This is a genomic window from Chloroflexota bacterium, assembly GCA_016887485.1.
GTDB lineage: Bacteria > Chloroflexota > Anaerolineae > Anaerolineales > Anaerolineaceae > Brevifilum.
In genome coordinates, this window is sequence record CP069394.1 from 1,980,980 (window position 1) to 1,999,982 (window position 19,003).

The window sequence follows — 19,003 nt, forward strand, 5'->3', positions numbered from 1 at the left end:
TCAGAATGGAAGAGACGACTTGAAATCAAAGGAGAAATTGATGGGGCCAAAGTAACCCACGTCATCGTTCAGGTTCAGCACTGTCACCGATGCCGGTCGAATCCTGATCCGTTGGAATCGGTCCAGCGGCAGCATTAGAAAATGGGCCACGGTCAGGCGGATAATGTCACTATGGGAGTTGCAAGCGATCAAGTCTTTTTCGCCATATTGCTCACTGAGCGCAGTCAGCCCTGCAACAACCCTGGCCTGGGCCTCGGCAAAGCTCTCTCCGCCCGGGAAGCGGAAAGTCGCTGGGCTGGTCTGGACGGTCTCCCATAGAGGGTTTTTCTTGAGTTTGGTAAATTCCTGCCCTTGCCACTCCCCAAAATCAATCTCCACCAGTTCAGCCATTACCTGAATGGTCAGTCCCTGCCTCTGGGCGAGGGGTTCAGCCGTCTCCTGGGCGCGTTCCAGAGGGCTGGCATAGATCGCAGCAATCTGCAATTCCGCCAGGCCTTCCGCTACGGCACAGGCCTGGGCCTGCCCTTTGGCGTTCAAATGCACGTCCGGGAGCCTGCCGGCCAGCTTGCTGCCCAGAAGATCGTTGTCGCCATGCCTAATCAATAAGAACGTTGCCATCAGGAGGCCTTCTTATCCTGGTTTTCTTCCAATAAGACCTTATCCTGCGCCTCACGCCACAGCCTCACACGCTCCTGCACCTGAGCTTCATAGCCCTGATCAGTGGGCTCGTAAAAATGCTTGCCCAGGACAGTGCTCGGGAGGTATTGCTGGGGCGTCCAGTGCCCTTCATGGCTGTGGGGGTAATCATAGCCTACGCCATGCCCCAGCCCCTTGGCATCGCGGCTGGAATCCATCAAATGAATCGGTACGGGGCCAACGCCATTATCCTCAATCTCTGCCAGAGCCGCATGATAGGCAAAGGCGGAATTGGATTTCGGTGCTGTTGCCAGATAGAGGGTCGCTTCCACTATCGGGAAAATCCCCTCAGGAAAGCCGATATATTCAAAGGCCTGTGCGGCAGCATTAGCCACCACCAGTCCCTGCGGGTCTGCCAGGCCAATGTCTTCACCGGCCAGGATGATCAGCCGCCGAAGGATAAAGCGTGGGTCCTCACCGGCGTGGAGCATCTTCGCCAGCCAGTAAACCGCCGCATCCGGGTCAGAGCCGCGCACGGATTTGATGAAGGCTGAGATGGTGTCATAATGGGCGTCATCGGTCTTATCATAGAGCACCGCCCGCTTCTGGATCGACTCCTGAGCCACATCCAGTCCAATCCGGACCACACTGTCCTTATCCGGCGGTGTGGTTTCCACGGCCAATTCCAGGGCGTTGAGCACATTGCGGGCATCTCCCCCAGCCATGCGGGCCAGGTGTGCCAGGGCCTCCGGCGCCAGTTCAACTTTCAGTTTGCCGTAACCGCGCTCAGGGTCTTGCAGAGCACGCAGCATGATCGCTCGGATGTCCTCTTCGGTCAGGGAGTGCATCTCGAATACCCGTGAACGGGAAACAAGCGCTTTGATAACGTCAAAATAGGGGTTCTGGGTTGTGGCGCCAATCAGGGTAACTAAACCACTCTCGACATGCGGGAGCAGGGCATCCTGTTGGGCTTTGTTCCAGCGATGGACCTCGTCAATAAAAAGGATGGTCCGCCGCTGATAGAGCCGCCGGCGTTCGGTTGCCTCGGTGATCACCTTGCGCAGGTCAGCCACACCTGCCAGCACGGCAGAAAGGCTTTCAAAATGTGCTTTGGTCAGGTTGGAGATGACCCTCGCCAGCGTGGTCTTTCCGGTGCCAGGGGGGCCATAGAGGATGATCGAGGAAAAGAGCCTGTCAGCCTGGATAGCCCGGCGCAGCAGACGACCTTCCCCTATGATGTGATCCTGGCCAACAATCTCATCCAGGATCTGCGGCCGCATTCGGTCTGCCAGGGGGGCTTCTTGCTGCATTCGTTCTTCGAGGGCATGGTCAAATAGATCCATGCGCTGATTTTACCATGTGGGGGTTAAACTTGGAACATTTGTTTTTATTTCGAGATGACTAATATGCTATCTTGATATTATTAAAAAGAATACAGAGTTCTCAACTATCAAGAACTCTGTGTATCTTCTAGCAGTGAATCTGGGCCAAATTCACTTGGTTACATTGAGTCTAAAGATCCTTCAAGTAAGTAGCGAGAGCAAGTAAAACAAAAGCAACTGCAACAAACCAAAACGCGTTTTCGCTAACAAATGGGATGCTCATAAATTGACCAAGGATACCGAGCACACCAACAACGACAGCAATCCACCAAGTAACTTTCTTAGGTGCTGAAAGCTTCATTTTTAACTCCTTTTTTCATAACAAACATTTGCTAATACCATCCAGGCCCATGATAGTTCACTTATGGTATTAATATCATCTTAGCACATCTGCCATTTATTTATCAATAGGTATAGACAACTCTTATTTTTCTTAATTCGATGAACCCCAGGTTTCGTGCCTGCTATTATTCTAAAAATTCTCCAAGCAGAAATAACATTTCACCTAAAATCAGCCTTCTGAACCTAAAAATTTTCAAGGAAAGCAATTTATGACTATTTAACCGATAAAGGGCCACGACCAGATCTCTTTTGTCAACAATAAGTATAGGTAAGGTCTTTTGAGGTGAAGATCTAGTACCCCTTCTTCAAATCCACCTGGTTATCCAATGATAATCCCGTCAGATACCGGTTCAGGTTCTCCACGAAAAGCTCAAAGGTCTAATCCTGCAAATGGCTGCTAAACCCTGAAACATGCGGGCTGATGATCACATTTTCCATATCCCACAATGGGCTATCTGCGGGCAGTGGTTCTTGCTCAAAGACATCCAACATCGCACCGGCGATTTTGCCAGTTTTCAGCGCTTCGATCAGTGCCGCCTCATCAACCAGCGCACCCCGACCCACGTTCACCAGATAAGCCGTTTCCTTCATCGCCTCAAAGGCTGGCGCGCCAAGGATATGATGGGTTTCTTCGGTCAGCGGCAGCGCCACCACCACAAAATCACAGCTCGAGAGCATGCTGTTCATCGCTTCCATGACAAAATTGGAACATATGTTTTGTTATGGAACAGTTTGCCTACAAGGGACTTTTTTGGGATCTTCTGTTCTTTCTCATCATATGGCGGTTTCCCCCACTTACCCCGCCAGGGGGAAGATAAAGAACTTCATAGTCTCAACAAAATTTCGGTTATGTAGGTCACGCTAAAAGCGGGACAAATTCCATCTGGTGAGATTTTTTACAGCCATCTTCAAAACCCACAAATAAGGCTTCCCCTTGAGGGGAAGCTGGCTGCGGAGCAGACTGATGAGGTGATAATTACCCCTCATCCAGCGTTTCACGCCACCTTCCCCGCCAGGGGGAAGGCGAAAGCCCAACCTGCCATATGGGCGGCTCACGGTGACTGCCCACCCCCTTTATTGTTTTAGCGTATTTTTCAGCGCATTTATCCGATGGATCATCTTGATGATACTAAACATCATCAAAGAAAGAATGCACCACCAAACCACAAAAATAGCATTCATCAACCAACCAGTATCCCCTTCAATCATATTTCTTAAGTTTAAAGGTAAGAGGTAGATCGGGGTTAATATCACCAAGATTAGTAAAACTCTCCGGTATTTTTCTATCTTGCTGGTAACATCCGTGAAAATTTCAGCGTCCCCCTGACCGTCATCAAGTTTCCTGAAATATTGCCAACCACCAAATTCTCCAATATGTTCCCAGCCGGCATCCGCAAATAGCTGGTAATAATCTTCATGATTCTGGTTTTGAGAAATGAAATCCAATCGGTAAAAACATTTCTGGGGTCGACCCTTTTTAAACTCATACCGGCCAAAGTAACCCGGCGAAACCAGATGAAGACCGCTTTTTGACATCTCTTCAAGCCAACGCTCTTCCTTATCATCCTGCCAGGCCCAAAACCACTTATGTTCAACAACTCTCTCCGCCATTTTATTATTCCTTTTCCGGATCAATGTTTTTATCATAAAGCGCAATCATCATTTCAAGTCGATCCCGTTGCGCCAACAAGACCTCCCGGCCCTTTGGCGTCAGCTGATAAACCTTGCGACGCCCCTCTTCCCGCACCATTTCAATCAATTTTTCCTTTTCCAGGTTCGAGAAAGCCCCATACAGAGTTCCTGGCCCGATGACAACCGAACTCTGGCTGACTTCTTCCACCATTTGCATGACGCCATAACCATGCTGTGGGGTTAACAGCGCCAGCATTATGAAAAAGGTCGCCTCAGAGAGGGGCAGGAAATCCTTGTCTTGCGATTTTTGCATAATATCTCCCGTCGAAATAGTATCGTTAATCGCTATAACGGTAATCGTTATAGCGATTAACGATATATTAGCAGATTCCACCCCTAATGTCAAGGATTAACAAAAAAGTGCGCTCAACTCATGAGCGCACCTTTAGTTAATTTAGTTGTGGGTTTGACGTCAATAGCCCTTCTTCAAATCCACCTGGTTATACAGCGATAATCCCGTCAAATAGCGGTTAAGGTTCTCCACGAAGAGCTCAAAGGTCTCATCCTGCAAATGACTACTAAACCCGGAAACATGCGGACTGATGAGCACATTTTCCATATCCCACAATGGGCTATCTTCGGGCAGGGGTTCTTCCTCAAAGACATCTAACATAGCGCCGGTAATTTTGCCATCTTTCAACGCTTCGGTCAGTGCTGCCTCATCAATCAGCGCACCCCGGCCCACGTTCACCAGATACGCCGTCTCTTTCATCGCCTCAAAGGCTAACGAGCCAAGGATATGATGGGTTTTGCCGGTCAGGGGCAGCGCCACCACCACATAATCACAGCTCGAGAGCATACTGTTCATGGCTTCCATCGGGTAGAGCCGGGTAAAGAACTCACCTTGCGGGTCACCCATCCCCTCGGGCATATAGCTCAGGTCCTCCGGGTGCATCACATCACGTTTGGCAGCCAAAATTTCCGCGCCAAAGGGCTGGAGCAAACGCGCCACCTGGCGGCCAATGCTGCCATAGCCCAAAATCCCAACCGTGCTGTGCCGCAGTTCCAAAGGCAAAAAGCCTTCCGACCGTTCCTTTTGATCCGGCCAGATATGCTCTCGCTGGTTGCGCACCATCTTGGGCAGGTGATGCCCAAAGGCCAACAGCGCCATCAACACATATTCAGCAATCTGGCTGACGATGGCCCCGCTCATGGAGGTCAAAACCGTATCCTCCCGCTGCACCAGGGGCGAATCCAGAAATGGGTCCACTCCGGCCATACCCAGCTGCACCCATTTGAGGTTCGGGGCCTTGTCGGGCTCAGGCAACACATCCCAGGTATAAAGCACTTCCGTCTCGGCCCAGCGTTCATCAGGGACGGCATTCGGTTCGCTGGCAGGGATCACGGTCAGCTTCACCCGATCGGATGCCTTAGTGAGCCGCTCCTGCTGTTCTTTGGTCAGATCAAAAGTGGTTAAAACTTGGATTTCTTTTTTCATGGTATCGTCCTGTTTTTCTTTGGATTCTACCTGATGGTGCAATCTAGATGTAGATTCGCTGGGGATCAAGGTCCTCGCGCAGGATTCGCAACTCTTCTGCGTTGGGCGGTTCCGTCACGGCGCAATCCTCAGCCATCTTCAGCGGCCAGCCGGTATTCTCCGCCACCTGCTCATAAGTCACACCTGGGTGCATAGCCGTCAGCACCAGTTCACCGTTCTCGTCAGGCCGCATCACGCCCAGGTTGGTCACCACTGCTTCCGGTCCTCCGCCGCGCACGCCCGTCTTCTTGCGAGCATCGCCGCCGTCGAGGAATCCAATGGAGGTATGAAAATCCACCTGCGCGGGGAAGCGTCGCTTCTGGTGCGGTGTGATAATGTAGCATCGGTTGGCCCAGCCTGCAATCTCCATCGAGCCGCCGGAACCGGGCAAGCGCACCTTAGGATTTTGATAATCACCAATCACGGTCGCGTTGATATTGCAATACTGGTCAATCTGTGCACCGCCCAGGAACCCCACATCCACATTCCCCCGCTGGAGGTAGAGCGTGAAGACATCATACATACTGCAAACCGAGGTCGAACCGGTCACCAGTGAGGGGTCACCGATCGAAAGCGGCAGCCGTGAAGGCTGTGCGCCGATCACCCCGGCCTCATAGATCATCTGCAAATTGGGGGCGTGCGTCCGCCGGGCCAGGTTGCAGGCCAGGTTCGGGATGCCCACGCCCACAAAGACCACATCATAGTCCCGCAGGAGCCGGGCTGCATTCACCACCATCAATTCTTTCGGGTTATAAGAAATTTCCACCATGATTCCGCCTCAATCTCAATAATCGCCATAGTTGACCGGTTCGGAAAGCCGCTGACCAGCGTGTAAACGTTGGTGAACCTCAGGGCCCAGCTTTTCCCAATAGGCCGCTCGATCCGGAACGCCATAGACCCACTCATCCATATAGGCTTTCACGCCCTCATCGGTCTTGCTGATCTCATCCCAGGCCAGATAGAAATCGTTATCCCGGTCATGGTAACCCTGGGTATAAGAGGGATGGGCACAGAAAGGCACATGGCAGACCACATCGACCACCAGGCCAGGGATCAGCGTGCGATTGGGGTCTGAACGGATCACGGACTCATCCACCATCTCCTCAACCGTCAGGATCACCTTCTTAGCGGCAAAAGCTGCCAGGCGCTGCTCACCGAGGATGCCCCACACATGGGCATTCCCATTCTCGTCGGCCCGCTGCACATGCACAATGGCCACATCCGGGATCAATGGCGGCACTACCACCACTTCCTCGCCGGTATAGGGGTCAGCCACGCGTTTAAAATTGGGATTCTGCGATTCCAGGTCTGTCGCGCCAGTCTGTTTCATCGGCATGAAAGGCAGCCCGCTGGCACCCGCCTGCAGACGGCTGATCATGCTGAAATGGGAATATTCCTCCCATTCCAGTTCACCGGCCTCCAGCGCCTCACGTACCCGTCGCAGTGAGCCAACGCCGGGATTGCCCATATAAGAAAAGATCAACTTTCGGGCGCAGCCTGCGGCGACCATCTGGTCATAGAGCAGGTCTGGTGTGGCCCGGGCCAACACCAGATCCTTGAGGCCCTGCCGGATGATCTCATGTCCGGCGGCAAAAGGGATCAGATGGGTGAACCCGGAAGCATAGACCAGGTCCCCATCATGAACATATTGTTTGATAGCATCGTTCAGAGAAGTTAATTTCGTGGTCATATTAGTCCCATTCTTCATTATCCTCATCCTGCTCATCTTCCCAGGTGCGTCTGCGCAGCATTGAAAAACGGGTGTTCTTTTTTCCTTTGGGGCGCAGCCACTGCCAGAGCAAAAAGCCTACCACAAGCAGCCCAATCCCACCGGCGACCATTGAGAAGGCAGGGTGTCCGGAACTCTCCGAGACAATCCCCACGCCCAAGACAACGGCACCTACCAGCCAGATCAGACAACCCAAACGGGAGAACAAGTATCGGATCATAAGATAAGGTCAAACCGGATGGCGTTCGGACATGCCATCCGGTTTATAAGTCAGAATTTGTGATGCCTAGGCCCTTTTGATAAAGGTCCGGCTTTGTTCATGCATGTAGAGCGGCAGGTAATACAGGCCACCAGCGTTCTTGCCGCTGGCTCCGGAGCCCTTCCACCCACCAAAAGGCTGGAATCCAGGCCAGGCACCGGTTGTGGCGCCCTGCGGCCTGTTGGCGTAGACCACACCTGCCTCGATATTATCGAAGAACCAGCCCACTTCCTCTTCCGTGCCATAGAAGCCGGCCGTCAGCCCATATTTAACGCTATTGGCCAGGTCCATGGCTTCCTGGAGGTCCTTGACGGGATGGATCATCGTGATCGGGACGAACATTTCCTGTTGCCAGAGCCTGTGCGTGATCGGCACATCCACCGCCACGGTCGGTTCACAGAAGTAACCCTTGCCGAAGTCACCTTCGGTGAGCACATCGCCGCCGGTCAGCACTTTGCCGGAGACCTTGAGGTCCTTGCAGAATTCCTGGAAGTCCTGATAGGAGCCCTTGGTCACCACGGGACCCATATAGGTATCACGTTCGACCGGATCACCGATCTTGAGTTTCTTGGTCAGCTCGACCACCCGTTCCACCAGCTTGTCATAGACTGCTTCTTCAACGAAGACCCGGGAACAAGCGGAGCATTTCTGCCCCTGCAAGCCGAAAGCGGAGCGGACGATGCCGACAGCCGCATCTTCGAGGTTAGCGTTCTTGGAGACAATGGCGGGGTTCTTACCGCCCAGTTCGAGGATCGTGGGGCGGATGTAATCGCCATTGCCGAAGGAGCGGTAAATGCCCATGCCAACATCGAAGGAGCCGGTGAAGGTGATGCCGTCCACGTCCTTGCTTTCCACCAGGGCTTTACCAACGGTGGAACCGGGACCGGAAACAAAGTTCACCACGCCATCGGGGATCCCAGCCTGGCGGAAGCAATCCACCAGCAGCGCTGTGGTCCAGGTGGTGACGGAGGCAGGCTTGATCACCAGCGTGTTGCCGGCGGTCAGGGCTGCGCCCGAGGGGCCGCCCGTCAGGGCAGCGGGGAAATTGAAGGGGCTGATTACGACCCAAACGCCGTAGGGTTTGAGCACGGATTTGTTGGTGGAAATATAGCCTTGCAGCGGGTCAATGCCCATCTGGGCATGATAACCCTGGCTGGCTTCCATCTGGGTGCAGGCATAGCGGATCAGTTCAGCGGTCTCGGCCACATCGCCGAGGGCTTCCATCCGGTTTTTACCGACTTCCAGCGTGACCACGGCGCCGATTTCGAACAGGCGCTGGTCAATGATATCCGCTGCTTTGCGCAGCAGGTAAACACGCTCGTCCCAGTTCATGCGGCTCCACTTGGGGAAAGCCGCGCGGGCCGCCGCGATGGCATCTTCAGCGTCTTTGACGCCGCCTTTTTGGAAGGTTGCCAGGTGCAGGTCGGTATTGATCGGTGAGACCTCCTGATATTTCTCTTCGGTGAAGCGTTCCTCACCGTTGATGAACATCGGATATTCCTGCCCCAGTTTTCCCTTCAGCGCATCCATCGCCTCGGCAAAGTGGGTGTGTAATTCTTCGGGCGGGTTGAACATGGTCGCGTAAGTGAGCTTAAACGACGATTCTTGTGCCATAGGAATTGATTCCTCCTGAGATAATTGGAAAAGGGTTGGTTACGTTCAGATTGTATCATGATTCAATATTAGGAAAAGCCTTGAGCCCTGGTGAAAGGCGGTAAATAAGCCCCACCCCTATGCCCCACACTATCCCAATTTGGTGCGCTCAAAATCGGAGCGCACCCTACGTGTTATCCCAGATTTTTTGTAGGGTGCGCATCTCATTTATGCGCACCTAATAGTGGTATCTCGTAGGTCACGCTTCCAGCGTGACACAATAAATAAGTCACGCAGACGACTCAGCCGCCATGCGTGACCTACATTCAAGTTATGCAATGAATAAATTTTGTGGACATGCGCCGCCAAAACAAAAAAGGTGCGCTCAAGATTGGAGCGCACCCTACGTGTTATCCCGGATTTTTGTAGGGTGCGCATCTCACTTATACGCACCAATATATTCCCAATTTCATTTGCATTCCCGACTCATCACCATTAAACTAGTACCATGCCCAACCCAAGCCCTGTCTTCATCGGTGTCGAGATCCTGCCCACAGCAGGCCGTGTGCGCAACAGCTATGTCTATGCTGCGCTGGATGAGACGCGTGAACTGCTGGCGATCGGGCAGGGAGACCGGGACGAACTGCTGGCCTATCTGGGCGGTCAGGCAGCCGCCATCGTGGCGGTCAGCGCCCCCCGCAGGCTCAAGACCGGCCCGGAAAAGCAGGCAGAAGACCAGCTAGTGGAACAAGGTTTCCCGCTGGAACGAACCCCCGGCGTGCTAAAGGGCTGCCCTCGCTGGATGCGGGAAAGTTTCGATCTTTTCCAGCGGCTGGATGATTTCGGCTACGCACCCTATCCTGACGATGAAGCCGTCTGGCAAAGCCTGGAGACCCGCGCGGATGCTGTCTTCTGGCGGCTGCTGAACGGCAAGCTACCTTTGGAGCCTTCCCTGGAAGGACGCCTCCAGCGCCAGCTGATCCTGGCCGACCAGGAACTTCCCGTACCGGATGCGATGGACTTTTTTATGGAGATCACCCGCTTCAAACTGGTGCAGGGGGAATTGCCATTGAAAAATATCTACACCAGCGGGGAACTGAATGCCCTGGCCGCAGCCTTGGTGGCCTGGCTGGCAGGCTGCGAACCGGAACGGATCGAGCTTTTGGACAACCCGGACAGTGCGACTATCGCTTTGCCGGTCCTGCTGTAGAACCTTTTGCTTGCGAATTTCCCTCCCAATTCCGTATAATGACCACATAATACAAAATATCAAAGTCGGTACTCTTTATGCTGAAAAGTATTGATTGGAGCGCACCCATGAGCAGTGGCAGAATAAATATTGGTGATCACGCTCGAGATTTTACCCTCGAAGATACCCAAGGGCGCTTCACCCGCCTCTCAGATTACGAAGGCCAGCAAATCGTCTACCTGATCTTCAACCGCGGTTTTACCTGACCGTTCTGCCGCCGGCACATGGCGCAGTTGCGCCAGGACTATGCCCTTTTCACCCAGCGGAATGTCGCGGTGATCGCCGTGGGGCCCGAATCCGTCTATAAGTTCAAAACCTATTGGGACGAGAACGACCTGCCCTTCATCGGCCTAGCCGACCCGGAGCAGACCGCTGCCCGCCGCTATGAGCAGGAGATCAACCTCTTCAAGTTGGGCCGTATGCCCGCCCAGATCATCATCGACAAGGGCGGCATCGTGCGCTATGCCCATTATTCCAATTCCATGTCAGATATTCCCCATAACGAGGAAATCCTGGCAGTGATTGACGAAATTGCCGGAGAATCGTAAGCATAGCCACTCGCGTACCCATTCATTGGTTACAATAGATCCGATGCTTTTATTTGTGGGAGGGAAACGGCGTGATCTGGGATTATGAAAACCTGCTGGCCAGAAGGTTGATCCTCTGGGCCATCTTGTGTGGTTTAATGGGTGCAGGGCTTTTGATTTTTGGTGAGCCGCTCTGGCAAGGCATTGGCCTGTCGGCTCTTAGCTGGGGGGTGATCGACGCACTCGTGGCGAGTACCATCCTGGAAAAGGTCCAAAACCACCTGGGGCAGCATTCCACGTTTCAACTCGAAGATGCGGAAGCCGTCCGCCTGCGCAAGATCCTGTGGCGCAGCAACGCCCTGGACGTGCTCTATGCCGCCGCCGGTACGGCACTTTTATTTATTCTCGACCCCGGCCTCCCCTTCTGGCACGGTTTTGGCTGGGGGGTGATCCTGCAAGGGGTGTTTCTGTTCGCCTTCGACCTTTACCACGCCCTCCACGTCCCCGACCCCCTGCAAATGCCCGCCCTGCCCTGGTTCACCGACCCGCGCCATGCCCCCTTCACATTGGAAGGCGGCCAGGCAGCGGCTATCCTGGTGCACGGCTTCCCCGGCACAGCGTTGGAGATTCGCCAAATTGGTGAGATGCTATATCAGGCGGGTTGGACGGTGCGCGGAGTGCGACTGCCCGGCTTTGGGCCGGAGCTGGTGGAACTCATTAACCACAATAATCGCGACTGGGTGGCATTCGTTAAAACGCAGGTGAGCGAGTTGAGAGCCTCCGGTCACAGCCCCATCCTGCTGGTCGGTTATTCCTTTGGCGGCGGGCTGGCATTGCAGGTTGCTGCGGAAACACCGGTTGATGGACTGGCCCTGTTGGCGCCATTTACCTGGCAGGAACCTCGCACCATGACCCCCATCCTCAATACCGCCCGCGCCCTTCTGCCGGTTGCCATTGACCCCTTCAAATTCGTACCCATCACTCATCCAATGATGATGGAAGAATTATTCCAGTATCTCCCGGAAATTGACCCGCATAATCCGGACCAGCAGGCGGAACTTCGCTTGATCAAGGTCCCGCTGTATATCCTGAATCAGCTCCGGGAAGTCGGCCGGGAAGCGCTGACCGCTGCGCCCAAGGTGCAGACGCCCACCTTGATCATTCACGGTTCAAAAGATGACTTTATCCGTCCGCCCTCCATCAAACACCTGCGCGAAATCATGACTGCACCCATCCGGCTGGAAAGTGTGAATGGACCGCACAGCATGACCATGCCGCACAATCCCGCGTTGGGGGATGTGCTGGATCTGGTTGTCGATTTTGGTAATGAAATTTTAGAAGACTCCGCTCAGGGCTGAACGCTGAAGTGCAAAGCCCGCAGACCGTTGAGAGTCACCAGCAGCGAGACGCCCATATCCGCCATCACCGCCATCCAAAGCGGTGCATAGCCCAGAAAAGCGATCGCCATCACCAGCAGTTTAATCGCAATACTGAAAACAATGTTCTGGCGTACCAGCCGGTTTGCAAACCGCGACAACCAAATGGCAAAAGGCAGTTTGCCGAGGTCATCGGCCATCAGCACCACATCGGCGGTTTCCATTGCCTGCATACTACCGCTACCGCCCATCGCAATCCCCAGGTCCGCTGAGGCCAGCGCAGGGGCATCATTGATCCCATCCCCCACCATCGCCACCGAACCATATTCCGCCCGCAGCGCCGAGATCGCTTCCTGCTTATCGCCCGGCAGCAGATTCGCACGGACATCCATCAAACCGACCTTCTGCGCCATCACCGCGGCCACCGTGGCGTTATCTCCGGTGAGCATCACGGTATGTTTATGCATGTCATTCAGTTGGCGTACCACCACCTGAGCGTCATCTCGCAGGGTATCAGCCACGGACAGGAAACCGCGCACATGGTCACCATCACAAAGCAGCATGGCCGTGCGCCCGCCGGATTCGGCCTGTTTCACCCACTGGTGGACATCAGTGGGGATATTATGTTCAGCTTCAAAAAGTCGCAGACTGCCAATGGTCATCAACTGGCCATTGACCCGTCCTTCCAGTCCCAGGCCGCCGCGGGTCGTCAACCCCTCCGCAGCTGGATAGCGATCCAGTAAATGGCGTTTCTCTGCCTCTGCCGTGATCGCCTGGGCCAGGGGGTGAGTGCTGTGACGCTCGAGGGCATAGGCTAACGCCACCAGATCATCACATGCCGCACAGGCGGTATCGCCGATGCAGCCCAGATCACGACTCTCCACCACCTGCGGCTCACCGGTGGTCAGGGTGCCGGTTTTATCAAAAGCAAAGGCCCCAACTTTCGAGAGTTGTTCCATGAAGATCCCGCCCTTAAAGAGCACGCCTTCCTTGGCCGCGCGGGTGAGGCTGGCCACCATCGTCACGGGGGTGGAAATCACCAGGGCACAGGGGCAGCTGATCACCAGCAGGACCAAGGCCCGCTGCAGCCAGCCGCGGGTGCCATCCGCCGGATTGAGGAAAGGTTCGCCAAAGAAGAGCGGTGGGATCACGGCCATCAACACCGCCAGGACCACCATCGCCGGGGTGTAATATTGCGCAAATTTATCAATGAACTTCTGGCTGCGGGATTGCCGGTTTTGGGCTTCTGTCACCATCTGGATGATCCGGTTGAGGGTGCTGTCCTCGGTCAGCCGGGTCACTTCCACCACGAGCTGACCGCTGCCGTTCACCGTGCCGCTAAAGACCTCATCCCCTTTGTCCTTCCAGACTGGCAGGCTCTCGCCCGTGATCGGTGCCTGGTTGATGTCACTCTGCCCATCTGCAATTAGGCCATCAGCCGGAATACGGTCTCCTGCGCGCACCAGAATCCGGTCACCGATCGCCAATTCTTCCACCGGCACAAGGTATTCATGGTCGCCATGCAGCTTGATGGCATGAGTCGGGGAAAGGTCCTTTAAGTTGGAGAGCGTGCCGCGGGCGCGCTCATTGGTGAAGCCTTCCAAAGCCTCCGCCAGATCAAAGAGCAGGATCAGGGAGGCGGCTTCAGCATATTCACCGATCACCACCGCGCCGATCCCGGCCAGTGTCATCAGGAAATTAATATTGAAGGTGTGGTTGATCCACAGGTTCATCACCCCGTTGCGGGCAATTGGCCAGCCAGCCAAAATCAACGCACCGATCTGAAGCGCCACGGCCACCCAGGATGGCAAGCCCAACCAACTCAGCAGCAGAGATAGCAACACCACCCCGCCAGCGATCAGGGCAAGCTGGGTCTCAATACTTTGCAGCAGATAGCGCCAGAACCCCAATACCGCGTTGGGTTCCGCAGCCGGGGCATTCGCCCGCGGTTCTTCCGCTGCCACGCCGTATCCCAGCCGGGTGACCATTTTACGGACATCATCCTCGGAAACCGTCCCGCTGACGGTCAAAGTGCCATCAAAAAAGGACAATTCTACTTTTTCCACACCGGGCAGGGATGCTACCGACCCCTCCAGCCCCTTGGCGCAATCAACACAATCCAAACCTGTAATTTTTAAGTTCAACTCATTCATTACTAGTAAAAAACCTCATTCGTAAAGGATATGTTCCAGCGTACGGCCCAGAATGTCACGGACATGATCATCCGCCAGGTCATAATAGACCTCGCGGCCGTCCTTGCGGTAGCGCACGATGTCGAGACTGCGTAATAACCGCAGTTGGTGCGACACTGCGCTCGGCGAAACCTCCAAATGGTCCGCAATATCACCCACGCCGCATTCCCCTTCGGAGAGCAGCGCGAGGATCCGCAGCCGGGTGGGGTCTGCCAGGGCTTTAAAGCTCTCCGCCATGGTTAAAATGACCTCGTCGGTCAGCGCTTCGCCATTCAGCACCAGTGTTGTCTCTTTCGTCGTGTCCATCATCTATTCCTGATTATATGAGCATACGTTCATATATTATATGACATAACCTTTTCATGTCAAGGACTGTAGGTCACGCTTCCAGCGTGACAAAAAAGTCACGTAGACGGCTTCGCCGCCATACGTGACCTGCGTGAATCGTATTTAATAAGTGTAGGGGGCGCTCCGCTTTTGAGCGTACCACATGGCTACACCAAACTCGCAATCAACAAAGTAGTCAACTGTAGGTCACGCTTCCAGCGTGACAAAAAAGTCACGTAAGCAGCTTCGCCGCCATACGTGACCTACGTGAATCGTATTTAATATGTGTAGGGTGCGCTCCGCTTTTGAGCGCACCACATGGCTACACCAGGCTCGTAATCAACACAGTAGTCAACTGTAGGTCACGCTTCCAGCGTGACAAAAAAAGTCACGTAGGCAGCTTCGCCGCCATACGTGACCTACGTGAATCATATTTAATATGTGTAGAGTGCGCTCCGCTTTTGAGCGCACCACATGGCTACACCAAACTCGCGATCAATAAAGTTGCCAGACCGAGGTAGAAGAAATAGCCCAGAGTGTCGGTCATGGTCGTCACCAAAATCGGCGAGGCCAGGGCAGGGTCAAATTTAAGCCGGTGCATCAACATCGGCACCAGCACGCCTGCTATCCCGGCGCAGATCATATTCAATAATGTGGCGCTCCCCACCACGAAACCCAGCAGCGGCGTTCCCTTCCAGATTAAGGCAATCACAGCCACGATCAGGCCAATGCTGATACCGTTCACCAGTCCCAATAGCAGCTCACGCCCGAGGGCCTTCAAACCCTCCTTGGGGGCAATATCCCCCAACGCCAGCCCGCGTACCGTGACGGTCAGAGTTTGTGTGGCCGCGCTGCCACTGACTCCTGCCACGATCGGGAAGAAAGCCGCGATCACCGCGACCTGAGCGATCGTGTTTTCAAAGACGCTCAACACGGTCGAAGAGATCAGCGCAGTCAGTAAATTCAACACCAGCCAAGGCAGCCGGGTCTTCATCGCTGAACTCAGAGCGACATCGGCAGGCTGTTCCTTGGGAACACCACCCAAACGGTAGATATCCTCGGTGGCCTCGTCTTCCAAGACGTCCAGCAAGTCATCGTAGGTGATCATGCCGACCAAATGATGCTCTTCATCGACCACAGGCAGAGCCAACAAGTCATACCGCTGCATCAAACGGGCTGCTTCTTCCTGGTCGGCCCCTACATTGACCGAGATGGGGTCCTTATCCATGATCTCTCGGATCACCGTGCCAGGTTTGGCGATCACCAGCTGGCGCAGTGAAACCACGCCGACCAGATGACCGTCTTTATCCTGCACAAAAAGATAATAGATATCTTCTGAATCGGGAGAAAGATGCCGCAGATGCCAGATCGCCTCATCAACGGTCATATCCTGCTCAATCATGACATCCAGAGAGGTCATCACACCACCGGCGGTCTCATCCGGGTGCTCCAAAAGCAAGCGGACCTCTTCCGGGTCATTGATCTGGGAAAGGACTTCCTCGGCTTGCTCCGGGGGAATATCACCCAGCAGGTCAGCCGCCTCATCCGGTTCCATGTTATCAACGATCTCCACCAACCGGTCTGTTTCCATCCGGTTGGCGATCTCGGCTACGTCTTCATCCTCCAATTCTTCGAGGATGTCTGCAGTATTTTCAGGTGTCAGTAAGGGGATAATTTCCTGCTGCTGCTCGGGAGGCAGATCAGAAAAAACGTCGGCCTGGTCGGAACGTCTCAACTTTTCGAGAAGTGTGGATACTTCATCCCAGTTACCCTCCGAAGCCGCTTGACGGATCAGTTCGAGCACTTCATCAATACTGTTGAGATCTTTGATTACCATGTTTGCCTCCAGACACGACCTTTAATTAGAGCGCATGAAAAAAAGACCATCACGTTTGAGATAGTCGCGAAGGTCTTTCCACAGCAAACACAGGCAGGCGGCAAATGCCAGAGATTAACTCAATAATCCTCCTGCAAATGTCACCAACACAGCCCCCTGGCTGGGAACGTCCTTCCAGTATCTATCACTACCTAAATCGTCATCGTTCATTGCAGGTTAAGTATACACAAAATCCCGAAAATTTGCGCTAGATTTTCTACGGTATCAAAAAAAATGAAAAGAGGGATGCAATTGGCGCATCCCTCATAAAAGATCTTGATAGTACTACCTCTACCCCATGTGCATCAGGGCAAAGGTCCACATATCGGCAAACTCTTCAATCAGTTTGGCTGTCGGTTTGCCTGCGCCATGTCCCGCGCGGGTCTCGATCCGGATCACCACAGGCGCTTCACCGGCCTGAGCCTGCTGCAACGCTGCCGTGAATTTGAAGCTGTGCGCCGGGAAGACCCGGTCGTCATGGTCCCCCGTCATCACCATTGTCGGTGGATAAGCCACGCCTTGGCGGATATTATGCAGGGGTGAATAGGCCAGCAGGGTCTTGAATTCAGCTTCCTCATCCGGTGAGCCATAATCCGACACCCAGGCCCAGCCGATGGTGAATTTATGGAAACGCAGCATATCCAGCACACCAACATTAGGCAGCGCCACACCAAAGAGGTCCGGCCGCTGGGTCAGCACGGCGCCAATCAACAAGCCGCCATTGCTGCGCCCACCCACTACGAGCTTCTCCTTGCGGGTGTAGCCCCGGTCAATCAGATATTCCGCAGCGGCGATGAAATCATCAAACACATTCTGCTTGTTATGCAGCATCCCGCCTTCATGCCAGGCCCGGCCATATTCGCCACCCCCGCGCAACTGTACCTGAGCAAAAATCCCGCCCCGCTCCATCCAGACCAGGTTCGGAACGCTGAAAGACACGGGAATGGGGATATTGAACCCACCGTAACCATAGAGGTAGGATGGCGTGTCGCCATTGACCACCAAATCCTTGCGGTGACTGATAAACAACGGGATCTGGGTGCCATCCTTGCTTGTGTAAAAGACCTGCTCCGTAACATAATCATCGGGGTCAAAGGCCAGATCCGGTTGACGGAAAACGGTCACTTCCCGAGTGGCCAGATCAAAGTGAAAAACCGTGCCAGGGGTCGTGAAGGATGAGAATTTATAGAACGTCTCGGTGTCATCACTGCGCCCGCCAAAGCCCAGCACAGTACCCGGCCCGGGCAGCGCCAATTCACCATCGGGCGTGCCGTCCGGCTTGAAGAACTTGACCTCGTTGGCCGCGTCATGCAGGTAGGTGCAGATGAAACGGCCGCCGACATAGTCCACAAATTCCAGCTTATCCGCAGCTTCCGGGATGATCTCCACCCAGTCAGCAGGTTCGGGATGTGCCAGGTCAATTGCTACCAGACGCTGCTGGGGGGCGTCCCGATCAGTGCGGAAATAGAGCCGGGGGCCGTCATTGCCCACAAAGAGATATTCCGCGTCGAAATCAGGCAGCAATTCCACCACCTCACTCGAAGAGTCGGTCAGGTCAAGGATGAAATTGGCGTTCTCAGCTGCGGTCCCATGCGAGACATTGATGATCAGATAATGCCCATCTTCACTGACATGGCTCCAAAACAGCCAGCCCTTCTGATCAGGGCGATCATAGATCAATTTATCCTCAGACTGGTCCGTTCCGAGTTTGTGATAATAGAGTTTGTGGAAATAATTGGCCTGCTTGAGCGCTTCACCTTCTGGCGCGTCGTAACGGCTGTAGAAGAAGCCCTCGCTCTTGCCATCCCAGCTGGCGCCAGAGAATTTGACCCATTCCACCAGGTCATCCGTATCAATAACATCATCCACCCGGCGCACATGCCAGGTTTGCCAGTCCGAACCGGCGTCGGCAATACCGTATGCCAGGTACTGACCATCTGGACTGACAGCCGCACCGGAAAGCGCCACTGTGCCGTCCTCGGAGAGCGTATTGGGGTCAATCAGGACCTTCGGCTCGTCCTCCAGGCTGTCCATCCAATAGAGCACATCCTGGTTTTGCAGCCCGTTGTTATAAAAGTAGAAATAGCGACCCGCACGTTTGACCGGCGCAGAGACCTTCTCATAATTCCAGAGCGTCGTCATCCTCTGACGGATCTCCTCCCGCAGAGGCGAGGAATCCAACAGATCAAATGTCAACTCGTTCTGAGCCTCAATCCACTGACGAAGCTCGTCGCTGTCGAGGTCTTCCATCCAGCGGTATGGGTCAGGCACCTGCACACCGTGCAGTTCCTCAACATAATCCTCTGCTCGGGTGGGGGGATATTTGATAGGCATTTTTCTCTCCAG

The 19,003-nt window shown here is 54.2% G+C and carries 19 protein-coding genes; 4 read left to right on the forward strand and 15 right to left on the reverse strand.

Annotated elements, in window-relative coordinates:
• From JR338_09070 to JR338_09120, 11 genes are all read right to left on the reverse strand, one after another.
• The gene (locus JR338_09070) at window positions 1–618 is read right to left on the reverse strand and encodes a histidine phosphatase family protein (protein ID QRN82570.1); all 618 of its coding nucleotides are present in this window, start codon (window positions 616–618) and stop codon (window positions 1–3) included.
• The gene (locus tag JR338_09075) at window positions 618–1,979 is read right to left on the reverse strand and encodes an AAA family ATPase (protein QRN82571.1); all 1,362 of its coding nucleotides are present in this window, start codon (window positions 1,977–1,979) and stop codon (window positions 618–620) included. The genes JR338_09070 and JR338_09075 overlap by 1 nt, the downstream gene beginning before the upstream one ends.
• A 169-nt stretch (window positions 1,980–2,148) precedes the next feature.
• Window positions 2,149–2,319, reverse strand: a complete 171-nt coding sequence (locus JR338_09080) for a hypothetical protein (GenBank protein ID QRN82572.1) — start codon at window positions 2,317–2,319, stop codon at window positions 2,149–2,151.
• A 419-nt stretch (window positions 2,320–2,738) separates the two neighbouring features.
• Entirely contained in the window at window positions 2,739–3,056 is a 318-nt protein-coding gene (locus JR338_09085) for a hypothetical protein (GenBank protein QRN82573.1), read from the reverse strand.
• Between the two features lie 378 nt (window positions 3,057–3,434).
• A complete protein-coding gene (locus JR338_09090; GenBank protein ID QRN82574.1) occupies window positions 3,435–3,971 on the reverse strand; it encodes a DUF2812 domain-containing protein in 537 nt (178 codons plus the stop codon).
• A 4-nt stretch (window positions 3,972–3,975) separates the two neighbouring features.
• Window positions 3,976–4,305, reverse strand: a complete 330-nt coding sequence (locus tag JR338_09095; GenBank protein ID QRN82575.1) for a helix-turn-helix transcriptional regulator — start codon at window positions 4,303–4,305, stop codon at window positions 3,976–3,978.
• Between the two features lie 159 nt (window positions 4,306–4,464).
• Window positions 4,465–5,490, reverse strand: coding sequence for a D-2-hydroxyacid dehydrogenase (locus JR338_09100; GenBank protein QRN82576.1), 1,026 nt, complete (start codon window positions 5,488–5,490; stop codon window positions 4,465–4,467).
• A gap of 43 nt (window positions 5,491–5,533) precedes the next feature.
• The gene (locus JR338_09105; protein ID QRN84404.1) at window positions 5,534–6,265 is read right to left on the reverse strand and encodes a CoA-transferase subunit beta; all 732 of its coding nucleotides are present in this window, start codon (window positions 6,263–6,265) and stop codon (window positions 5,534–5,536) included.
• 48 nt (window positions 6,266–6,313) lie between these two features.
• Window positions 6,314–7,219 (reverse strand): CoA transferase subunit A, encoded by a 906-nt coding sequence (locus tag JR338_09110; protein ID QRN82577.1) that lies wholly within the window; start codon window positions 7,217–7,219, stop codon window positions 6,314–6,316.
• A gap of 1 nt (window position 7,220) precedes the next feature.
• On the reverse strand, window positions 7,221–7,478 hold the full coding sequence (locus tag JR338_09115) for a hypothetical protein (protein ID QRN82578.1): 258 nt from the start codon (window positions 7,476–7,478) through the stop codon (window positions 7,221–7,223).
• A 66-nt stretch (window positions 7,479–7,544) separates the two neighbouring features.
• Entirely contained in the window at window positions 7,545–9,131 is a 1,587-nt protein-coding gene (locus tag JR338_09120) for an aldehyde dehydrogenase family protein (GenBank protein QRN82579.1), read from the reverse strand.
• Between the two features lie 487 nt (window positions 9,132–9,618).
• Between JR338_09120 and JR338_09125 the strand changes: the two genes are divergently transcribed.
• The 4 genes from JR338_09125 to JR338_09140 all read left to right on the forward strand — a co-directional run bounded on the left by JR338_09125 (window position 9,619) and on the right by JR338_09140 (window position 12,244).
• Window positions 9,619–10,320, forward strand: a complete 702-nt coding sequence (locus JR338_09125) for a hypothetical protein (GenBank protein ID QRN82580.1) — start codon at window positions 9,619–9,621, stop codon at window positions 10,318–10,320.
• 107 nt (window positions 10,321–10,427) lie between these two features.
• Window positions 10,428–10,565 carry a redoxin domain-containing protein gene (locus tag JR338_09130; GenBank protein QRN82581.1) on the forward strand — a complete coding sequence of 46 codons (138 nt, stop codon included), beginning with the start codon at window positions 10,428–10,430 and terminating at the stop codon, window positions 10,563–10,565.
• A gap of 18 nt (window positions 10,566–10,583) precedes the next feature.
• Window positions 10,584–10,907 carry a redoxin domain-containing protein gene (locus JR338_09135; GenBank protein ID QRN82582.1) on the forward strand — a complete coding sequence of 108 codons (324 nt, stop codon included), beginning with the start codon at window positions 10,584–10,586 and terminating at the stop codon, window positions 10,905–10,907.
• Between the two features lie 71 nt (window positions 10,908–10,978).
• Window positions 10,979–12,244, forward strand: a complete 1,266-nt coding sequence (locus JR338_09140) for an alpha/beta fold hydrolase (protein ID QRN82583.1) — start codon at window positions 10,979–10,981, stop codon at window positions 12,242–12,244.
• Here the strand turns inward: JR338_09140 and JR338_09145 are convergent.
• The 4 genes from JR338_09145 to JR338_09160 all read right to left on the reverse strand — a co-directional run bounded on the left by JR338_09145 (window position 12,235) and on the right by JR338_09160 (window position 18,991).
• The gene (locus JR338_09145; GenBank protein QRN82584.1) at window positions 12,235–14,415 is read right to left on the reverse strand and encodes a cation-translocating P-type ATPase; all 2,181 of its coding nucleotides are present in this window, start codon (window positions 14,413–14,415) and stop codon (window positions 12,235–12,237) included. The genes JR338_09140 and JR338_09145 overlap by 10 nt on opposite strands.
• A gap of 15 nt (window positions 14,416–14,430) precedes the next feature.
• Window positions 14,431–14,763, reverse strand: coding sequence for a winged helix-turn-helix transcriptional regulator (locus tag JR338_09150; GenBank protein ID QRN82585.1), 333 nt, complete (start codon window positions 14,761–14,763; stop codon window positions 14,431–14,433).
• 496 nt (window positions 14,764–15,259) lie between these two features.
• Complete coding sequence (gene mgtE, locus JR338_09155) at window positions 15,260–16,618, reverse strand: magnesium transporter (GenBank protein QRN82586.1); 1,359 nt, start codon at window positions 16,616–16,618, stop codon at window positions 15,260–15,262.
• A gap of 330 nt (window positions 16,619–16,948) precedes the next feature.
• The gene (locus JR338_09160) at window positions 16,949–18,991 is read right to left on the reverse strand and encodes a S9 family peptidase (GenBank protein ID QRN82587.1); all 2,043 of its coding nucleotides are present in this window, start codon (window positions 18,989–18,991) and stop codon (window positions 16,949–16,951) included.
• Between the last annotated feature and the right edge of the window lie 12 nt (window positions 18,992–19,003).